Source organism: Candidatus Filomicrobium marinum (genome assembly GCF_000981545.1).
GTDB classification, from domain to species: Bacteria; Pseudomonadota; Alphaproteobacteria; order Rhizobiales; family Hyphomicrobiaceae; genus Filomicrobium; species Filomicrobium insigne.
Genome location: NZ_LN829119.1, coordinates 202,707 through 222,401, shown reverse-complemented (window position 1 = coordinate 222,401; position 19,695 = coordinate 202,707). Strand labels below are relative to the sequence as shown.

Sequence of the window (19,695 nt, the reverse complement as noted above, 5' to 3'; positions counted from 1 at the left end):
GGTCATTGTGACAGCCCCGGCTAACGCGCCAATTCCTTCAGCCCCCGCCGCAGCAATTGCGCCGTATCGGCCTCCCCGCCAAGCTCCTGCGAAGCAACCGCAACAGCTTGCGCAGCCTGAGCTGGCGCATAACCCAGATTTGTGAGTGCGGATATTGCCTCCGCCACGGCGTTTCCTTCGACCGCCGACATCGTCACGCCGCCGGCCTCAGCACCAGCTGGCGCACCTTTGAGTCCGGCAACCGATAGGCCGGGCGCCTTGTCTTTCAGCTCAGCAACAATGCGTTGTGCCAGTTTCTTGCCGACACCCTGCGCTTGCTCAACCGCACCCCAGTTTCCCAGCGCGACAGCATTTGCGAGATCCTGAGGGCTCAAAACACCGAGAACGGCCAACGCAACCTTCGCACCGACGCCCTGCACATTCTGTAAGGTCCGAAACCACGTCCGCTCGACCTCGCTTGCGAAGCCGTAAAGTCGGATCGCGTCCTCGCGCACATGAGTATCGATCGTCAGGCTTGCTTCTTCCCCGACCTTCAGCCCCCTAAGCGCGCGTACCGACGCCTGTACTTCATAGCCTACGCCGTTGACGTCTAGAATGAGGAAGCTCTCGCCGATAGCGTCGACCTTCCCACGCAATTTGCCGATCATGTCGTCTCCTATGACGCCGCTGCACGCAGCGCGCGCAAAGCCCGTGCTTGTGGGCTCGTACGATGATTGGCATGGCAAATAGCAATGGCAAGCGCATCCGCCTCGTCGGCACTGCCGAACTTCGCTTTCGGCAACAGGAAACCGATCATCGCCTGGATCTGCTTCTTGTCCGCATGGCCAGTCCCGACCACCGACTTCTTGATAAGGTTGGGAGAGTATTCCGACACGCGAAGCCCTCTCATCGCAGGGGCCAGCAGCGCCATGCCTCGGGCCTGCCCAAGCTTCAGCGTCGCGCGCGCATTATCGTTGACAAACGTCTCTTCAACGGCGGCCTCTTGCGGAGAGAAACTGGCGATAACCCCACAGATTCCCTCGTAAATCTCACGCAGGCGGAATGCCAACTCCTCGTCGTTGGTAGACGCTATATGTCCCGACGCGACGTAGGTGAGGCGCACCCCGTCGCTTTCGACGACTCCCCAGCCGGTACGCCGCAAGCCTGGATCGATACCGATAATGCGTGCAGTTCTCTGTGACATGATCTTTGGCATATCACAGCTTCTGATTCGCGAGCTTACGCACGCATACGCGCAGCCTCTTCTTCCGGAAGGATGATACCGGACAGCCTCTTATGCGGCGGTCAACTTGCTCAGAACTTCTTCCGAAACTTCGAAGTTGGCATACACGTTCTGCACGTCATCATCGTCTTCAAGCGTGGAAATCAGCTTGAGAATGCTGTTGGCATGGTCTTCGTCAACTTCAGTCGAAAGGTTGGGCCGCCAGACCGCCTTGACGCTCTCTGCCGCACCAAGCTTCTCTTCCAGCGCTGACGCAGCGCTGCCGAGATTGTCGAAAGTGCAAGTGATCAAGTGCCCGCTATCATCGGAAGCGGCATCATCCGCGCCCGCTTCGACAGCTGCTTCAAGGATGTCATCTGCCGAACCAGCTTCTGTTGCGTAGCGAATTTCGCCCAAGTGATCGAACATGTGCGAGACCGAACCCGTTGAACCGAGATTGCCGCCATGTTTACTGAACGCGGCACGTACCGCAGCGCCGGTACGGTTTCGGTTATCAGTTAGAGCTTCAACGATCACGGCCACGCCGCCCGGTGCATACCCCTCATAGCGGACGCTTTCAAAGGTATCAGCGTCCGCACCCTGCGCCTTCTTGATGGCTCGTTCGATGTTGTCCTTCGGCATGTTTTCCGCGCGCGCAGCCTGAATGGCCAAACGTAACTTGGGGTTCATGCCTGGATCTGGCGAACCGCTTTTGGCCGCCATCGTGATTTCACGCGCGAGCTTGGTGAACGCCTTCGCCCGGGCAGCGTCCTGCTTGCCCTTGCGGTGCATAATGTTCTTGAACTGTGAATGGCCGGCCATTCCTTGCGCTCCTTGGGCTCTGCAACGGCGTCGCGTGCGTCCCGGTCTCAATAGGACAGACGCAAATCGCGGCAAACGCCGAATATTGACTGTGGTTGCCTGTTTCTGCGCGAGGTAAGCCGTGCCGGTCAAGGGCCCAAGGTCCTGCCTCTAACGGAATAGGCCGTTCAACTGAGCCAGAATTCCGGCTCGGAAGATTGCAGAACACCACCCAAACGCACAGCCTTGACCCGTGTCGCCAAGCCCGTGCGGTCATCGATTTCAACCGCTAGACCTGAAACCGTCGCCGGTCCGTCGGATGGTTCAAACCGCTGCCGCGGGATCCGTGTCCTGAAGCGATTGATGGGCTCCTCCACCTGCATACCCAGAACAGACTCGTAATCGCCGCACATCCCAGCATCCGACATATATGCCGTACCGGACGGAAGAATGCGCTCATCCGCAGTCGGTGCATGCGTGTGTGTACCGACGATCACACTAGCCCGTCCGTCAAAATAATGCCCGAACGCCTGCTTCTCACTCGTCGTTTCAGCGTGAAAATCAATCAAAATGACATCTGCGCCTTGCCCCAAAGGACAGGCCTCAACCTCAGCATCCACAGCGTTGAAAGGACAATCCATATCAGCCATGAAGACACGACCGAGCACGTTGACGACAAGCACGTCGGCGTCGTTCCGTGCCTTGAAAAGCCCCGCACCGCGCCCGGGCGTTCCCTTGGGAAAATTGACCGGCCGGATCAACCGGTCATGCCGCTCAATGTAGACGAGCGTTTCCTTTTGATCGAAAGCATGATTACCGAGCGTAACGACATCGGCTCCGGCATCAAGAAGCTCCGTCAGAATGGATTCGCTGATCCCGAAACCGCCGGCCGCATTCTCACCGTTTATGACCACGAAATCGAGATCATAGCGCCGCCGCAGCTCCGGAATGGCGGCAATCGCCGCCTTCCGTCCTGACCGCCCAACAACATCACCGAGAAATAAAAGCCGCATCCGTCAGTCGCCGCACCGGATCGGGCCACTGGGTGTCAGCACCCAATCAACGCGCTGGTCATAATTGTCGTGTGGCACGGCATCAACTTTCATCTCATCAAGAGCGAGGCCAACCGTCACGACAGACTTCTTCGCCTTCAGTTCCGCGAGAGTGCGATCGTAAAAGCCGCCGCCATAGCCGACACGGTAGCCGCGCGTGTCAAAAGCTAAGAGTGGAACCAGGACGACGTCCGGAATAGCTACCGGGGCGTCATCCCGCGGCTCCATGATGCCCCACATTGCCTCTTTCATGTCGTCGCCCGGCTTCCAGGCCCGGAAAATAAGGGGCTTCGCCTTCCCGACCATGACCGGCAGCGCCAACGTGCACCCCTCGTCCATCAAACGCAGCATCAGCGGCGTCGCGTCGAGTTCCTCGCCAAAGGGCGCAAAACCTGACACGACAGATCCCGGAGCGGGTTGGCAAAAACTGAGCCCGTGTTCTGCTAGACGTTGCGCCACCTCTGCCCCGGATTCGAGAACAACGCGCGCACGCGTCTTCTTACCCGCAAGGCGCAATTGCTTTTTCGCCTCTCGCAGCTCCTGGTCGTCTAAGTTTACGTCGGTAAAAGTCATTCTTTCCCCTTGAAGCAAAAATGGCAGGAACAATCCATGCCAAAAAGCACTACCGTCTCATTCCACGTCGTCGGTGAATGAGCTCCACATGCTCGCGCAACAGTGAGCGTGCGACCCTTGCTTCAAGGAGCCGCGAAGGCCGTCGGAACGTTTTGATCTCGCCGGGTCCCTACAATGTAGGTGGGCGCCGTATATCCGGGACCACGGTCCCGGTCAGGGACAGCTCCCTGGCAGATCTTATAGGCCCTGGAGATTCGTTGTTCCTAACGCACCCCGCAGCGACGCTTAATGTAGGCGATTGAGAACTAATGTTAAAGTGGGATGCGTGAGGAGGAAATTCGGAGACGCGCATCAGATTATTGGCTTGAGCTAAAACAACGAGCCCCGCGCACCACCTTACAAAAATAGCGGCTGTCTCTATGCGAATACCTAGGACGCGGCTTTTACCTCGGCTGCGGAGCTAGCCTCCCGAACAATCTCGGAATCTTGGCGCGTTTTGAGTTCTTCGCGCAAATCGAAAAGTTCGTCAGCTGTCACCAGCGCCGCCATCATAAGCAGCCGGATATCCCCAACTTGACCAAATTCCTTAGCGAGCTGCTCGACCTTGTCACCTACAAAATTTGCAAGTTCGCCCAGGCGCTGCTCTTGGCCATCTGCGCAGTCTAACTTGTATAAACGCCCATTAATGGTCGCTTGGACCTGTCCCATGGCCACCCCGCTGAAATTTGCTGCTTGGCAGCAGCGGACACTCGAATACGGGAGCGAATCACGACTTTTTCTCAAGTAATGTATGAAGAGAATCGAGTACCCAATCAATGCGGTTAACCGCATTCTCATTGATCGCCTCAAGCTCAGCGATCCGTTTCTTTGCCGCCGTAAGCTCTGCGCGCAGACTATCACGCTCCTTTTTAAGGGCCCGTGCTTCAGTTTCGAGCTTCTTCAGCGTTACCCCTGATTTGCTCGCCTTGCGGGCGGTTTTTGCAGGTGCCGCACGTTTGGTTGTCTGCTGGTCCTTCTTGGCCATAAGCCCACCCAAATTCCGCTGTCGGAGCGCTTTTGCCAATCATGCGCGGCCACTTTCCCGAAGGATAGTCGATATCCACAAAACAATGACTAGCGAACCAACCTTCTAACTCACCGTATTCCAACGATCCGGCAGCCCCGCTTCCCCCTCAGAATACGTGAGCGCTACGTAAACCTACGGGGCACCGCTGCGCACACTAGGGGACACGCTCTAACAGCGTCAACGAACAAAGCCGTCGCCGTCAATCATACTTCCAAAGTGCGACTTTAAGTGCGGCAATAATGTCTATTACACATTGACAGTAGTGGCTCCGCCTAAGTTAATTGGGCCGCTTCAACTAAGCTTACCCGTCTTTTTGCCCTCTGATCAGTCGCGTCGGTTCAATACGACCGATGCGATGAGTAGCCACGAAGAAGTTCTGCAACCGCTCCGGGAGAAAAACAAAATGACTGTCAAAGTCGCGATCAACGGTTTTGGACGCATCGGCCGCAACGTTCTGCGCGCCATCGCCGAAAGCGGGCGCCAGGACATCCAGGTCGTGGCCATCAACGATCTCGGACCGGTCGAAACCAACGCGCATCTGCTGCGCTTTGACTCTGTGCATGGTCGTTTCCCAGGCGAAGTCAAAGTCAACGGGGACTCCATCGATATTGGCACCGGCCCCATCAAAGTGACCGCAATTCGCGACCCAGCCGAACTGCCGCACGCGGAACTTGGCGTTGATATTGCCCTGGAATGCACAGGTATTTTCACCAAGCGTGAAAAGGCTGCCGCCCACCTCAAGGCAGGTGCCAAGCGCGTGCTCGTCTCCGCACCGGCCGAAGGCGCCGACATCACCGTCGTCTATGGCGTGAACCACGACAAGCTGACGGCGGATCACCAGGTCGTTTCGAACGCCTCCTGCACGACGAACTGCTTGGCCCCTGTTGCCAAGGTTCTGAACGACTTCGTCGGCATCCAGAAAGGCTTCATGACAACGATCCACGCTTACACGGGCGATCAGCCGACGTTGGATACGATGCACAAGGATCTCTATCGGGCGCGCGCGGCTGCTTTGTCGATGATCCCAACCTCTACGGGCGCGGCAAAAGCGGTCAGCCTTGTGCTGCCGGAACTTGCCGGCAAGCTCGACGGCGTTGCCATCCGCGTACCCACGCCGAACGTTTCCGTTGTCGACCTCAAGATCGTAGCCAAGCGCGAAACCAATGCTGAGGAAATCAACGCGGCCATTGTCGCGGCTTCTTCTCAGCAACTCAAAGGCATCCTCGGCACAACGGCACTCCCCAACGTATCGATCGACTTTAACCATGACGCCCATTCAGCGATCTTCCACCTTGATCAGACGAAGGTCATGGATGGAACGTTGGTGCGCGTTCTGGCCTGGTATGACAATGAGTGGGGCTTCTCGAACCGCATGACGGACACTGCCGTCGCCATGGGCAAGCTCATCTGAGCAAAAATATTGCGGGACAGCCAAGTCGGAACCAATCGGCCTGACTTGGCTTTGCCACACCGTGACGCTAAGTCGTCAAACCAAAATTCAGATAGCAGGTTGTCCACGGAGGACGTCCAAAATGACCGAAAGACTTGAAGACATCGCGACCGCAATGGTTGCCCCTGGAAAAGGCATTCTCGCCGCGGACGAAAGCACCGGCACAATCAAAAAGCGCTTCGATTCAATCGGCCTCGAATCCACCGAAAACGCCCGTCGCGATTATCGCGAAATGCTGTTTCGCACCGAAGAAGCGATGCGAAACTACATTTCCGGCGTCATTCTCTTCGACGAAACCCTGCGACAGAAAGCAGCAGACGGGACGCCGCTCGCCGAACTCATCAGGTCTTCCGGCGCAATCCCGGGCATCAAAGTGGACAAGGGCGCAAAACCGCTCGCACTGAGCCCGGGCGAGCAGATCACAGAAGGCCTCGATGGCCTGCGCGAACGCCTCGCCGAATACTATGACCTGGGAGCCCGCTTCGCGAAGTGGCGCGCCGTAATCACCATCGGCGACGGCCTGCCGACTTGGAATTGCGAGAACGCCAACGCCCACGCACTGGCCCGCTACGCGGCCCTTTGCCAGGAAGCGAAAATCGTTCCGATCGTCGAGCCGGAAGTCCTGATGGACGGACCGGGCGCAACCCACGACATCGACCGCTGCTATGACGTAACCCACAAGGTGCTGCGCATCGTCTTCCGCGAGCTGCACGCCGCCAACGTCAATCTCGAAGGCATTGTGCTGAAGCCGAACATGGTCATCGCCGGCCAGAAGTGCTCAAAGCAGGCAAGCCCCAATGAAGTGGCGGAAAAGACTGTCAAATGCCTGAAGGCAACCGTCCCCTCCGCTGTCCCTGGCATTGCATTCCTGTCAGGCGGGCAGTCTGGCGAAGAAGCGACACGACATCTCTCCCTCATGAATGAAATCGGCAACCTGCCCTGGGCTTTGACCTTCTCGTATGGTCGCGCCCTTCAGGCAGCCGCACTGCAGGCTTGGGGCGGCAAAAGTGAAAACGTCGCCGCTGGCCAACGTGCGTTTGCTCACCGCGCCAAGATGAATTCGCTGGCTGCGCTCGGCAAATGGCAGGACAAACTTGAGGAAGCCGCCTGAGATCAGCGGTCTCGGCAAGGCTGAAGAGCTTCAACAAAACAAAAGAGGCGAGCGGTCATCCGCTCGCCTCTTTGCTTTTTTAGCAGAAGAAGAACCCATCAATCCTTCGGCTGCGCGACGACGCGCAGATATGGAAGCGGCGACTTCCAACCTTCAGGAAATTTCTGCTTGGCTTCTTCGTCCTTGACGGCAGGAACGATGATAACGTCCTCGCCTTGTTTCCAGTTCACCGGCGTCGCAACCTTATGCTTCGCTGTGAGCTGGCAGGATTCCAGAAGGCGCAGAACTTCATCGAAGTTGCGTCCCGTGCTCATCGGATAAGAAAGCATTGCCTTGATCTTCTTATCAGGACCGATGATGAAAACGTTGCGCACAGTCTGGTTATCCGCAGCGGTACGACCTTCCGAGCTCGAACCGGCATCGTCAGGCAACATATCGTAAAGCTTGGCGACCTTGAGATCCTTATCGCCGATCATCGGATAGTTGACGGCATTGCCCATAGCCTCCTGGATGTCCTTTTTCCAAAGAACATGCTGCTCGACGGGATCAACACTGAGTCCGATGATCTTGGTATTGCGCTTCGCAAATTCGTCAACGAGACCAGCCATATATCCTAGCTCAGTCGTGCAGACGGGCGTGAAATCCTTAGGGTGCGAAAACAGCACGGCCCAGCCATCACCCATCCATTCATAGAAATGGAGCGGGCCCTCAGTCGTATCGACTTCAAAGTCAGGAGCCGTTGATCCGATGCGTATTGACATTGGTCTACCTCTCAACACTCATTATGGCTTCCTCCCTCCACGGTGACGGGACTTCCATCACTGTGATGCGACGAGAGAAAGAATTTGCGCGAACACTTAACCGTGAACGTACCAATCAAGCTGTCTGCTCCGGACAACCAATATATTTGCCTTGTCCGAAAGTTGCTTCGCTGGAAGACGCATCCTTAGCACGACTTAGCACAAAGTGCAGATGTAGCACCGCGAAGACAGCTTTGAACCGACGAAAAAATATTCCGGCGCAGAGCAAACTTAACTGGCCTTGCATGGCCCCTATTCTGCCGTTTTCACGTCAGAGTTAGGCACAATTGGAAGTAACTGAGAAAAATATGGGCGCCCCACTCCAACCACGCAATTGCCAATTCTATCTCGTTCTGACCGTCGGGCCTGATGGCCAGGCGCTTGAGCGGTTGCAACCTGTCTTGGCGCATAAGGCACCGGCATCGATCCTCGTCACACCGGCGGAAGGATCGACGCTCGAGCCTCAGGAGGCACTCCCCATCGTCCAAGCCGGTCAAGCGGGCGGGGCCGCCGTTCTCATTGCGAACGATCCACAGCTGGCCCGCACAATCAAAGCTGACGGCGTCCATCTCGATTGGTCTGAGGATATTGATCAACGCTACGAAGAAGCGCGAGAAATTCTTGGGCAACGTTTTATCGTGGGTGTCGATGCCGGACGCTCGCGTCACCATGCCATGTCGCTGGGTGAAGCCGGCGCCGATTACGTCGGCTTTGGCATCCCGTCATTCGTCGAGGACCGCCTCAAGGCTAAGGAACGCCAACGAGAACTAATCGCATGGTGGGCCGAGATCTTCGAGATTCCCACCGTTGCTTTCGACGTGGAAGATCACGAAGCCGCAGCAGGTCTGGCAAAAGCCGGCGCTGATTTCGTCGCACGTCGCTTACCGCCAGGACTATCTCCCGCCGACCTTCAGAATTGGGCAACCCAATGCGAAGTGGCGACTGAGATGCCCCCCATAAACGAATAAGACGAGAACTGCAGCAGAGAGATAGGCAATGTCACCGCGCTCTATCGGCATACTCTTCCTGGGTGTCGTCGCTCAGATCAACGCGGCGCACGCCGAAACCAGTTCCTGGTCATTCCGGCCACCCGGGACTGAAACAAAACCATCCGTCGCCAAGACGGAGGCGAAGCCCAAAAGCAAGACCACAAGCACCCACTTCAAGAAGCAGGTGCCAGGCCCCGAAATAAAGGACTCGGCAGGCCCCAAACTCAACGCCACTGGGGAAGACGCATATATCGCTTTCGACCAGGGCAAATACCTAACCGCGTTAAAGCTGGCCGAAGCCGCTGCCGCGAAAGGCGAAGCGGCGGCTCACACGTTGATCGGCCGCATTTACAGTGAGGGGCACGGCGTTCGTCCTGACAACGAAGTCGCCGCGCGGTGGTATACGCGTGGGGCAGAACTGGGCGACGTCAATTCCATGTTCGCCATCGCCATTATGCTAGCGGAAGGGCGAGGCGTCGAAAAGGACCTCGCAGCCGCGGCCACCATGTTCGAAAAGGCCGCGCAAACGGGACACCCGGAAGCAAACTACAATCTCGGTTTGCTGTTTCTGAACGGCACCGGCAAGCCAGAGAATCCCTTGAGAGCTGCCAAGCACATCGCATACGCTGCAGAGCAGGGCGTCGCCGCGGCACAATACGATCTAAGCGCTCTTTATCAGAGTGGCACCGGCGTCGAACCGGACGCTTATCAGGCGGCAACCTGGATTTCACGTGCCGCCGCTCAGGGAATGGCAGCAGCGCAATATGACTATGCTGTCATGCTGTTGAGCGGCAAGGGTATCAACAAGGACGAACCCAAGGCGATTGAACTGCTGACAGCCGCCGCCGAGAAGGGGATCCCTGGCGCACAGAACCGTCTCGCGTATGTGTACGGGCAAGGCGTTAAGGTGAACAAAAGCCAGGTCGAAATGGCAAAATGGCGCTACATCGCCAAAGCCAGCGGCTTCGAGGATAAGAAGCTTGATGAGGTCGTCGGCAAGCTACCAGCCGATATCCGCACCAAAGCCGAGCAAGCTGCCGTGTCCTGGCGGGAACAAGTCGAAGTGGCTATGCCAAGCCAGTAGGGGCATGACGTTTTGCCCGGACCGCTTGCCAAGCCCCTTGCTTGCCGTTAGAGGCTTAGCCACTAGCAAAACCCATGTTGTCGAACCAGTTCGACAGGTTTCTGATCAGCACGTGATCGTGCGCGCCGGCCCTAGCCGCGCTGCTCCCTCATATTGCGTGCGCCTCTTTCATTCGCCTGGATTAAATCGAATGCCCGCATCTGCCCTGATGAATGTCATGATGACCGCCGCACGCAAGGCCGGGCGTAGCCTGTCGCGCGACTTCGGTGAGGTCGAGCAGCTTCAGGTCTCGGTCAAAGGGCCCGCCAATTTCGTTTCAGCCGCCGACCACCGCGCTGAGGACATCATTTATAAGGAGCTCCTCAAAGCTCGCCCTGGCTACGGGTTCCTGATGGAGGAGCGCGGCCTCGTCGAAGGTGTCGACAAAACACATCGCTGGATCGTCGATCCATTGGATGGAACAACGAACTTTCTCCATTCCATTCCCTTGTTCACGATCTCCATCGCGCTGGAACGGGAAGGTCAGCTCGTCGCGGGCCTCATTTACAATCCAATCTCAGACGAACTTTACACGGCCGAAAAAGGCAAAGGTGCTTTCCTCAACGATCGGCGCAGGCTGCGCGTAGCTGCGCGGCGCAACCTGAACGACACAGTCGTCGCCACTGGAATTCCGCACCGTGGCCGTCCGGGCCACAAACTCTTCCGCCGGGAACTGACCGCCACCATGGAGCATGTTGCCGGCGTTCGGCGCACCGGATCAGCCGCGCTCGACCTTGCGTGGACCGCGGCCGGTCGCTTTGATGCCTTCTGGGAGCGCAACCTAAAACCGTGGGACATGGCGGCCGGTATCGTCATGGTACGCGAGGCAGGCGGATTGGTAAGCGACCTGTCAGGCGCCGATCAGATGTTGGAAAACGGTCATATCCTCGCAACAAACGGCACGCTGGCAAAAGAACTGCTTCCTGTAATCCAGTCGGCACAGGATACTGCCGTATAAAGCATAGTTCGGTGTGTATCTCGCGAAAACCGGGCGTCAGAGAAGATCTGAGCACGATGTTGCCCGTTTCCGCAGGCAAGAGGGTAGGATAAGGTCCGCCGCATCGACAGGCCGAAACTGCGGAGACTTGTAGATGGCAAAGAAGCGAAGGTCGGAATACGGCTCCGCGCAACTGCATCGATCACTGACACCGCCAGGCGTCTTCTTGATCCGGATGCTGATATTCCTGACTCTGGTGGCTTTCATCGGAGCCATCCTCTACCAGCCGCTCCTTGAAGCGATCATGCACAATCCGGCACTGAACGGCTTGATCCTCGCCGTGCTGGTGTTCGGTATCTTCTACGCTTTCGGCCAAGTCATCAGGCTCTATCCCGAAATCCGCTGGGTGAATGCATTCCGGATTGCCGATCCCGGAATTTCAATTTCACACCAGCCGCGCCTTCTATCGCCTATGGCGACGATGCTGCGCGACCGCACCGGGTCACTCTCGCTCTCAACGGCATCCATGAGCTCAATCATGGATTCGATCGGCTCTCGTCTTGATGAAGCCCGCGACACCGGACGCTATCTTGTCGGCCTTTTGATTTTCCTCGGCCTGCTCGGCACCTTTTGGGGTTTGCTGGAAACGATCAAGTCCGTCGGCACCGCGATTGGCACCATAAGCACCGGCGCGGAAAACACCGGTCAGTTATTCGGCGACCTCAAAGCGGGTCTCGTCGCGCCACTACAAGGCATGGGAACGGCCTTCTCGTCATCACTGCTTGGTCTTGCGGGCTCCCTCGTTCTGGGGTTCCTCGAGCTACAGGCCAGCCAAGCGCACAACCGGTTCTACAACGAGTTGGAAGAATGGTTGTCGGGTATCACGGAATTGACCCCCGGTACGAGCGCAGACGCCGTCAACCGCCAACTGTCAGCAACGCTTTACGATATGCAGCGCGTGCTCGAAGAGCTCAACGAGCGAATGAGCCAGAATGGCGGCATCGTACAGCAGGCAGGAGCGGGTGAGGAAACAGTCGCGGAACTCGCACGGGGCGTAAATCAACTCGTGAACCAGATGCGGGCCGAACAGAAAGTGGTTCGCGAATGGGTGGATGAGCAGGCATCCCAGCAGGCCCTCGTCACAGACTCTCTACGCGAACTGGCACAGAACCTGGGCCGCCGGAAAGGTTAGACCATGGCGCACGGGCGCGGGCGACGCGGAGCCGAATATTCTGAGTTCTGGCCTGGGTACGTTGACGTCCTGTCGACGTTGCTCCTCGTCATGACGTTCTTGATGTCCATCTTCATGCTGGCGCAGTTCTTCGCAACACAGGAAGTAACGGGCAAGGACACCGCTCTCAAACGCCTCAACCTGCAGATCGCGGAACTGACCAACTTGTTGTCCCTTGAGAAGGGCCGCACCAAACAAGCCGAGGACGAACTTGCAGCTCTGCAAGCGACCCTTGCCTCATTGCAGGAAGAAAACCAGAAACTGAGCGGCTCTGCGCTATCCGGCGATGAAGCAGCAAAACTTGCTCAGGGCAAAATCGTTTCCCTAACCGAAGACCTCGAAAATCAGAAAGATATCTCTTCCGAAGCCCTCGCAAAAATTGATCTTCTTAATCAGCAAATTCTCGCGTTGCGCCGACAGATCGCTGCGTTAAACGATGCTCTCGAAGCCAGCGAAGCAAAGGACCGCCAGTCTCAGGACCGCATCAAGGATCTGGGCGAACGCTTGAACGCAGCCCTCGCCCGCCAGGTGCAGGAGCTCAAACGCTATCGCTCGGATTTCTTCGGACGCCTACGTGAACTGCTGGCAGGCCGAAAAGATATCCGCGTTGTCGGCGACCGCTTTGTATTCCAATCAGAAGTACTCTTTCCTTCGGGAAGCGCAGACATGTCCGTCGAGGGGTTGGCTGCGATGGACCAGCTAGCCTCCGCCATCAAGGAACTTGAGCGCCAAATTCCCAGCGAAATCGACTGGGCGCTACAGGTTGACGGTCATACGGACATTCAGCCGATCGCAACCGCTCAATTCCCCTCGAACTGGGAGCTTTCGACCGCGCGTGCCATTTCAGTGGTGCGCTATCTCGTAAGCCGCGGCGTCTCGCCAAAGCGACTCGTTGCAGCCGGTTATGGCGAGTTTGCACCCATCGAAACGAGCCAAGACCTCGAATCTATGCGCAAGAATCGTCGCATCGAGTTGAAGCTAACCAACCGCTAAACCTGCGGTTGCCAGAGGTCTGAGGCTTACCGTGCACCTGCCGTAAGTGCCGTTATATCGGCCTTTCCGCACTGCAACAGATGGACCGTATACGGTTGCAAGTGGCACATTCAGGCCACTAACCACCGTACTTTGCTGCCACACTTAACTAAAAATTTGAACTTTCATTCGCTTTCGTCGCATACCCGGTGTCTGCAACTGCGTTATCGTTTTGTCATATTTCGCAAGGAATGGCTGGAAGAGTCGAAAAATTTAGCGGAAAAGACTATCTTATTGTGCAGTGCGCAATGCGAACGGCAATGCTGCACACGACACTCGAAGGATACCGCGATGAACTACCAAGCCTACGAGATTGCGCATGCGATGCTTTCGCCGTGGCGCGCTCTGGCGCAGGGAATGAAGCTGCAGCTTCAGCTCCCCTACAATCCTCTAGCCTATACACACTTCGGTAAGTCTGCCGCAGCCGCCATTGACGTGTTCGAAAGCGTCACTCGCCGCTACGGTAAGCCGGAGTGGGCTATCGAAACGACCAGAATTCATGGACTGACGGTACCCGTCGACATCGACGTAGTCCTCTCAAAGCCGTTCTGTAATCTCGTACATTTCCGTCGGGACCCGTCGGAAGCCGGCAAGCGTTATGATCCGAAGGTGCTGATCGTCGCACCGATGTCTGGACATTATGCGACGCTTCTGCGCGGCACGGTCGAAGCCATGCTTCCCGAGCATGATGTCTACGTCACCGATTGGATCGATGCCCGCGAAGTCCCTGTTACTGAAGGCAAGTTCGACCTCGACGACTTTATCGATTATCTGATCGACTTCATCCACTTCATCGGCCCCAAAACCCACGTCCTTGGCGTTTGCCAGCCTGCCGTTCCAGCTCTTGCCGCTACGGCACTCATGGCCGCCGATGACGACCCGATCCAGCCGTTGACGCTCACGCTGATGGGCGGCCCGATCGACACGCGCCGCAACCCAACAGTCGTCAACAAGCTCGCGGAAGAAAAGCCGATCGACTGGTTCGAGCAGAACGTGATTTCATACGTTCCCTTTCCCAATCCAGGCTTCATGCGGCCGGTTTATCCTGGCTTCGTACAGCTCTCCGGCTTCATGACGATGAATCTGGAGCGGCACACGAAAGCGCACTTCGAGCTGTTCGAGAACCTGGTTAAGGGGGACTGCGACTCCGTCCGCCAGCACAGAACCTTCTACGAGGAATATCTCTCTGTGATGGACCTCACCGCCGAGTTCTATCTGCAGACTGTGAAAACAGTTTTCCAGGAACACAGCCTACCGAAGGGCACGATGAAGCACCGCGGTCGGACTGTCGATTGCAGCGCCATTGAACGCACCGCGCTTCTCACCGTGGAAGGCGAACGCGACGATATCTCGGGGCTCGGACAGACCGAGGCGGCTCACGATCTGTGCAGTTCGATCCCTCCGGATGAGCGCTACCACTACGTTCAGCCGGGCGTCGGCCATTACGGCGTTTTCAACGGCACGCGCTGGAGAACCGAAATCCAGCCCCGCATTCGCGAGTTCATTCGCACAACCGAGTTTAAGCGCCGCACCTCAACGGGTGTCGGATTGCCCTATCGGAGCTTGCAGGACATCCGTGAAGACGTCATCGAGTGGGATGGAAACGAAGAAGTAGTGACAGAAGCAAAGCAAAGTTGACGCGTTCAGGCCCCCTAGGGAACCACAGCGCTACATCACTCGGCCGCTTCGGCCTCGTGCCCCTCGAACTGTAATGATGCCAGCCGGCTGTAGAGCCCTCCGGCCTCAATAAGATCGCGGTGCCGACCGGTTTCCACAATGCGCCCCTCGTCAAGAACGAGAATGCGATCAGCCTTCTTTACGGTGGCGAGCCGGTGAGCGATGACGAGCGTGGTGCGGCCCGCCATGATGCCTTCCAGTGCACGCTGAATTGCGGACTCGCTTTCCGCATCGAGCGCGCTCGTCGCCTCATCGAGAAGCAGGATCGGGGCATCTTTTAAGAACGCGCGTGCGAGCGCGATGCGTTGCCGCTGACCACCGGATAACAAAACACCCCGTTCGCCCAGCTGCGCGTCATAACCTCCGGGCAGCGCCTGAATAAATTCATCAGCCTGGGCAGCGATTGCCGCACGCTTGACCGCCTCCAACGTTGCATCAGGTGTCCCATAGCGGATATTCGCTGCGACCGTATCGGCAAACAGAGCAGTGTCCTGAGGGACCAAAGCCATCCGCTGCCGCAACTCCGTCAGAGAAGCCGTCTTAATATCCACGCCATCGACTTTGATAAGCCCGGACGACGGATCATAAAATCTCAGAAGCAGAGAAAAGATCGTTGATTTTCCAGCACCCGACGGCCCCACGAGAGCAACATTTTCACCCGCCGAAATGCTCAAACTGATGTCGCGAAGCGTGGCATCGGCCCCACCTTCCGCATACGAGAAGTTAACCCCTTCAAAGGCAATGTCACCACGTGCCGGTGTCACAAGCGGAGTAGGCTGCGCCGGTGAATTTATCTCAGGTTGAACAGCCAGGAGTTCCGTTAAGCGCTCCGCAGCACCCGCAGCCTGACTGATCTCACCCCAAACTTCTGACAATGCCGTCAAAGCCGCGCCGGCAAAGATCGCATAAAGGACGAACTGTCCCAACGTGCCGCCGCTCAATTCGCCTGAAACAACCTTGCTGGCGCCAAACCACAACACACCAACAACACTGACAACGACCAGTAGGATCGCCAGCGCCGTCAGGCCAGCGCGGGCAACGAGCCTTTGGCGCGCGGCTTCGAAAGAGGCCTCGACTTCCTGGGAGTAGCGCCCGGCGACTTCGGTCTCATGGCCGAAGGCCTGCATCGTTTTGACGGCCCCCAGGTTCTCCGCCGCGTATGCAGACGCGGCAGCGAGACTGTCCTGCGCTTTACGTGACAGGCGGCGAACAACCCGACCATAGGCCACCAGCGGCACAACAATCGCTGGAATGGCAACAAGTACGAGTAAGGAAAGCTGAAAGCTCGTGACCATCATCATGATCAATGCACCGATCAGCATGATGGTGTTTCGAGCTGCCTGACTAAGTGCAGTCCCGGCCGCCGCCTTGATTTGCGTAGTATCGGCCGTCAACCGGCTCATGACCTCGCCCGAATGAGAACGGTCGAAGAAGGAGGGGCCAAGCTTGGTCAAATGCGCAAAGACATCCGCTCTCAGGTCACTGACGACACGTTCACCCAGCCAGTTGACGTAGTAGAAGCGCGCTGAACTGGCGACGGCAAGTACCGCGCCAATAATAATCAGCATCGCAAAATACTGACCAATAAGCGTGCCATCTGCGCCGCCAAAGCCGTGGTCAATCATCCGCCGAACAGCCAGCGGCACACTCAGCGTCGCCAAAGCGGAAACCACGAGAGCAACACAGGCAAGGATGAGGAAAAGTTTGTATCGCCGAAGATAGGGTTTCAGACCCAGAAGCGGTTTGAGCGAGCGTCGCCGGGTTGCTTCGCCATCCTGCTCTGTTTGTGTCTTGGTCACGTCGGCATAGCCTGTCATTTTTCGCGCCCGGCGGACGTCTGCAGCCAGAAGCTGCCCCCCAGATACCTAATTACTTATGCAGATATGCCCGACCAACTCCCTGATCTCAAGTACCGTGAGCTCCCATGCGCCGCAGGTGACGTCATGTCGCCGTCACAAACGACGACTTGTGCACGGCCGCAATAAGGATTATGAAGACCCACGAATTTCCTGAGCAATGCCGATCTATGGCCCTTGCAGCTCCCATTTTGGGATGCCGCGCCTGCGAACATTTGGACTAGACCGATGAACAAAGATCCCGATTTTCACCCGCATTACCATCAGATCAAAGTCGTCATGACGGATGGCAGCGAGTTCGTCACGTATTCGACCTATGGTGCTGAAGGCGATACGCTTGCCCTCGATATCGACCCGTCGACGCACCCAGCCTGGACCGGCGGTGACCAAAAGCTCACGGACCGTGGCGGCCGCCTGTCTCGCTTCAAGAAGAAGTTCGACGGCCTATTCTAAGACTGCGCAAGTCTGAAGACACCACTCAACAAAAAGCCCGGCAGCAAAAGCTGCCGGGCTTTTTAATTTAATAGCGAGTACGACTGGGAAATCAGTTCCCGAAGGCTTGGCGGAGCCGTGACATCTGCTGAATCACCGGATTGGCCGGGATCACATCCTCTTCAGCTTCGGCTTCCGCCGTGTCCATCGCCATAGCACGGTCCAGCTGGACAATCCGATCGTGCAAAGCAAAGCTCGCTTCGATCAGATTGCGCAGGCCTTCCGGCAAATTCTCATAGCCCTTTGTGTGCTGAGGGCGACCAACAGCTTGTAACTTCACCCGGCTACGCTTCTTGCGCGCATCTTCCGGAGAAATCTCACCTTCCTTCAGTGCACGGCGGATCAGAAGCCATGATGCAAGGTCAAGCAAGCGGGTCGTCAGGCGCATGCTCTCGGTCGCGTAAAGTACCGTGGACGTACCCTTGAGAGCCTTGGCATCAATGCGTCCAGCGCCGTCGAGATAAGCAGCGGCTTCTTCTACGAGCCTCATACCTTGCCGGAACACTTGGTCGAACTGTTGGGAAGCCTGAAACTTCTCTCCAAAGAGGACCGTCACGCCGCTGGACTCAGCAGCATCGAACGCATAAGGGCCGTTGCTCATGACACACTCTGACACAACCAGTTACAAATTGATGACGTCACTATAACGCTAAACGTAGTGAGGCCATAGTTAACAACCGCGCCAAAATAGCGGCAGGCTCAAAAAATGTGAGTGGATTAAAAAAATGAGCCGCTCGAAGGGCGGCTCAAAAAGTCAACAGGGAGGCGTCAAACAGAGTGGACAGTACCACTCAATCCAGAAGCACTGGATGCGCCAAACTATAGGCACCCCATACCTAACAACTGCCTAACGCTGAGTTCGAAATTGATACTATCTGTAATCACTCAATTGAGAGGTCAGTCGTTGCTAACGATTGCTTTACCATATCCTCAATTTTCACCTACCCCCCACGATAAGCATACTCCGACTAGCTTTTGAAAATGGCACTCGCCGCCTGTTCGTGCGCCCGCTTAACTTCAAGCTCCGTCCGAACCCTGACGATTTCTTCTTCCAGTGCTGTGATCCGCGCCTGAAGTTCATCGATCGAAAGTGCTGTCAGATCTTGTTTGAACGCCTCGACCGGCCGACGTTGTGCTTCATCCCAATCCATCATCGCCTCCTTCATAACGCGCGACTTGCTGGCTCATCATGCTGGCATGCCGCAAGGCTTGCCTCAACCATCGCGCTCGGGCATTCCTGCCAGGAGAATTGAAAAGACCAAATGAACCGCGAAGGACCACAGCATGACCGGCATCCCGCAATCCATGAACTTCATCAACTGCAGCGACAAGGGTGGTCCCGAGGTTCTGAAGCTAGACTCGATGCCGACACCGGAACCAGGCCCAGGGCAGGTGCTGATCAAGGTTGAGGCGGCAGGCGTCAATCGCCCCGATCTCTTACAACGTCAGGGCTTGTATCCTGCCCCCAAGGGTCACAGTGAGACCCTTGGGCTTGAAGCGGCTGGTACGGTGGTGGCCCTTGGCCCGAACACACATCACTTCAAGCCCGGCGACAAAGTCATGGCGCTGCTCAACGGCGGCGGTTACGCGCAGTATTGCCTTGCCGAGGAGGCGACATGCCTGCCAATACCTGACGGCCTGCCCATGATCCAAGCCGCCGCCGTCCCAGAAACCTTCTTCACGGTCTGGCACAATGTCTTCGAACGCGGCGGACTGAAGGCCGGCGAATGGTTCATGATCCACGGTGGCACATCCGGTATCGGTGTCACGGCCATCCAACTCGCCAAAGCCTTTGGTGCGAAGGTCATCGCCACAGCGGGATCGGATAGCAAATGCCAAGTCTGCCGCGAGCTCGGCGCGGATGCCGCGGTGAATTACAAAATGGACGACTTCGTCAGTGTCGTGAAAACTGTCACGGACAAACGCGGCGTCGATGTCATCTTGGACATGGTCGGCGGTGACTACATCGCCAAAAACATCGCCTCACTTGGAGACGATGGACGCCTCGTCAATATTGCCTATCAGAAGGGATCAAAGGCCGAAGTTGATTTCATGCGGGTCATGCTGAAGCGTCTGACGATTACCGGCTCCACACTTCGGATACGCCCAACTGACGTCAAAAGCCGCATTGCTCGTTCCCTCGAACAAAACGTGCTCCCGTTATTGGCTGACGGAAGCATCAAGGTCGTCATGGACTCGACCTTCCCTCTCAACGAAGCAAGCAAAGCCCATGCGCGCCTCGACCAAGGCGAACACATCGGCAAAGTCGTCCTGACGGTGTAGCGGGCGCTATAAGCTAGGTGG

21 protein-coding genes and 1 other RNA gene are annotated in these 19,695 nt (G+C 56.9%); 10 read left to right on the top strand and 12 right to left on the bottom strand.

Annotated elements, in window-relative coordinates:
- Nucleotides 1-20: 20 nt before the first annotated feature.
- From ruvA to YBN1229_RS01025, 8 genes are all read right to left on the bottom strand, one after another.
- Entirely contained in the window at nt 21-647 is a 627-nt protein-coding gene (gene ruvA, locus YBN1229_RS01060; protein WP_046475643.1) for a Holliday junction branch migration protein RuvA, read from the bottom strand.
- An 8-nt stretch (nt 648-655) separates the two neighbouring features.
- Complete coding sequence (ruvC, locus tag YBN1229_RS01055) at nt 656-1,195, bottom strand: crossover junction endodeoxyribonuclease RuvC (RefSeq protein WP_244466785.1); 540 nt, start codon at nt 1,193-1,195, stop codon at nt 656-658.
- A 78-nt stretch (nt 1,196-1,273) separates the two neighbouring features.
- Nucleotides 1,274-2,023, bottom strand: a complete 750-nt coding sequence (locus YBN1229_RS01050) for a YebC/PmpR family DNA-binding transcriptional regulator (RefSeq protein WP_046475641.1) — start codon at nt 2,021-2,023, stop codon at nt 1,274-1,276.
- A gap of 167 nt (nt 2,024-2,190) precedes the next feature.
- Complete coding sequence (locus YBN1229_RS01045; protein ID WP_046475638.1) at nt 2,191-3,015, bottom strand: TIGR00282 family metallophosphoesterase; 825 nt, start codon at nt 3,013-3,015, stop codon at nt 2,191-2,193.
- Between the two features lie 3 nt (nt 3,016-3,018).
- On the bottom strand, nt 3,019-3,627 hold the full coding sequence (locus tag YBN1229_RS01040) for a 5-formyltetrahydrofolate cyclo-ligase (protein WP_046475636.1): 609 nt from the start codon (nt 3,625-3,627) through the stop codon (nt 3,019-3,021).
- A gap of 123 nt (nt 3,628-3,750) precedes the next feature.
- Nucleotides 3,751-3,912, bottom strand: a non-coding RNA gene (gene ssrS / locus YBN1229_RS01035) — 6S RNA.
- Between the two features lie 144 nt (nt 3,913-4,056).
- Entirely contained in the window at nt 4,057-4,335 is a 279-nt protein-coding gene (locus YBN1229_RS01030; protein ID WP_046475634.1) for a cell division protein ZapA, read from the bottom strand.
- A 58-nt stretch (nt 4,336-4,393) separates the two neighbouring features.
- Nucleotides 4,394-4,651 (bottom strand): hypothetical protein, encoded by a 258-nt coding sequence (locus tag YBN1229_RS01025; protein WP_046475631.1) that lies wholly within the window; start codon nt 4,649-4,651, stop codon nt 4,394-4,396.
- Nucleotides 4,652-5,096: 445 nt separating this feature from the next.
- On the opposite strand from YBN1229_RS01025, the gene gap reads away from it, so the two are divergent.
- Nucleotides 5,097-6,104, top strand: coding sequence for a type I glyceraldehyde-3-phosphate dehydrogenase (gap, locus tag YBN1229_RS01020; RefSeq protein WP_046475629.1), 1,008 nt, complete (start codon nt 5,097-5,099; stop codon nt 6,102-6,104).
- 121 nt (nt 6,105-6,225) lie between these two features.
- Nucleotides 6,226-7,254: a class I fructose-bisphosphate aldolase gene (locus YBN1229_RS01015; RefSeq protein ID WP_046475626.1), complete on the top strand. Its 1,029-nt coding sequence runs from the start codon at nt 6,226-6,228 to the stop codon at nt 7,252-7,254.
- Between the two features lie 98 nt (nt 7,255-7,352).
- Here the strand turns inward: YBN1229_RS01015 and YBN1229_RS01010 are convergent, their stop codons facing one another.
- Nucleotides 7,353-8,015 (bottom strand): peroxiredoxin, encoded by a 663-nt coding sequence (locus YBN1229_RS01010; RefSeq protein ID WP_046475623.1) that lies wholly within the window; start codon nt 8,013-8,015, stop codon nt 7,353-7,355.
- A 347-nt stretch (nt 8,016-8,362) separates the two neighbouring features.
- Here YBN1229_RS01010 and YBN1229_RS01005 point away from each other — a divergent pair, with 347 nt between their 5' ends.
- The 6 genes from YBN1229_RS01005 (at nt 8,363) to YBN1229_RS00980 (ending at nt 15,004) form a co-directional block, all read left to right on the top strand.
- Nucleotides 8,363-9,022: a thiamine phosphate synthase gene (locus YBN1229_RS01005; RefSeq protein WP_052743587.1), complete on the top strand. Its 660-nt coding sequence runs from the start codon at nt 8,363-8,365 to the stop codon at nt 9,020-9,022.
- 28 nt (nt 9,023-9,050) lie between these two features.
- The gene (locus tag YBN1229_RS01000; RefSeq protein WP_046475619.1) at nt 9,051-10,127 is read left to right on the top strand and encodes a tetratricopeptide repeat protein; all 1,077 of its coding nucleotides are present in this window, start codon (nt 9,051-9,053) and stop codon (nt 10,125-10,127) included.
- 190 nt (nt 10,128-10,317) lie between these two features.
- A complete protein-coding gene (locus YBN1229_RS00995) occupies nt 10,318-11,124 on the top strand; it encodes an inositol monophosphatase family protein (protein WP_170832429.1) in 807 nt (268 codons plus the stop codon).
- Between the two features lie 133 nt (nt 11,125-11,257).
- Nucleotides 11,258-12,295: a flagellar motor protein MotA gene (locus YBN1229_RS00990; RefSeq protein WP_046475613.1), complete on the top strand. Its 1,038-nt coding sequence runs from the start codon at nt 11,258-11,260 to the stop codon at nt 12,293-12,295.
- Between the two features lie 3 nt (nt 12,296-12,298).
- Nucleotides 12,299-13,327, top strand: a complete 1,029-nt coding sequence (locus YBN1229_RS00985; RefSeq protein WP_046475610.1) for a peptidoglycan -binding protein — start codon at nt 12,299-12,301, stop codon at nt 13,325-13,327.
- 330 nt (nt 13,328-13,657) lie between these two features.
- Nucleotides 13,658-15,004 carry a polyhydroxyalkanoate depolymerase gene (locus YBN1229_RS00980; RefSeq protein ID WP_046475607.1) on the top strand — a complete coding sequence of 449 codons (1,347 nt, stop codon included), beginning with the start codon at nt 13,658-13,660 and terminating at the stop codon, nt 15,002-15,004.
- Nucleotides 15,005-15,039: 35 nt separating this feature from the next.
- Here the strand turns inward: YBN1229_RS00980 and YBN1229_RS00975 are convergent, their stop codons facing one another.
- Entirely contained in the window at nt 15,040-16,860 is a 1,821-nt protein-coding gene (locus YBN1229_RS00975; protein WP_046475603.1) for an ABC transporter transmembrane domain-containing protein, read from the bottom strand.
- A 267-nt stretch (nt 16,861-17,127) separates the two neighbouring features.
- Between YBN1229_RS00975 and rpmE the strand changes: the two genes are divergently transcribed.
- Nucleotides 17,128-17,352, top strand: a complete 225-nt coding sequence (gene rpmE / locus YBN1229_RS00970) for a 50S ribosomal protein L31 (RefSeq protein ID WP_046475600.1) — start codon at nt 17,128-17,130, stop codon at nt 17,350-17,352.
- Between the two features lie 91 nt (nt 17,353-17,443).
- On the opposite strand, the gene YBN1229_RS00965 is transcribed toward rpmE, so the two are convergent.
- Both YBN1229_RS00965 and YBN1229_RS00960 read right to left on the bottom strand, forming a co-directional pair.
- Nucleotides 17,444-17,992 carry a DUF1465 family protein gene (locus tag YBN1229_RS00965; RefSeq protein ID WP_046475598.1) on the bottom strand — a complete coding sequence of 183 codons (549 nt, stop codon included), beginning with the start codon at nt 17,990-17,992 and terminating at the stop codon, nt 17,444-17,446.
- 367 nt (nt 17,993-18,359) lie between these two features.
- Nucleotides 18,360-18,545 carry a DUF1192 domain-containing protein gene (locus YBN1229_RS00960; protein WP_244466784.1) on the bottom strand — a complete coding sequence of 62 codons (186 nt, stop codon included), beginning with the start codon at nt 18,543-18,545 and terminating at the stop codon, nt 18,360-18,362.
- Between the two features lie 130 nt (nt 18,546-18,675).
- On the opposite strand from YBN1229_RS00960, the gene YBN1229_RS00955 reads away from it, so the two are divergent.
- Nucleotides 18,676-19,674 carry an NAD(P)H-quinone oxidoreductase gene (locus YBN1229_RS00955; protein ID WP_046475596.1) on the top strand — a complete coding sequence of 333 codons (999 nt, stop codon included), beginning with the start codon at nt 18,676-18,678 and terminating at the stop codon, nt 19,672-19,674.
- Nucleotides 19,675-19,695: the final 21 nt, after the last annotated feature.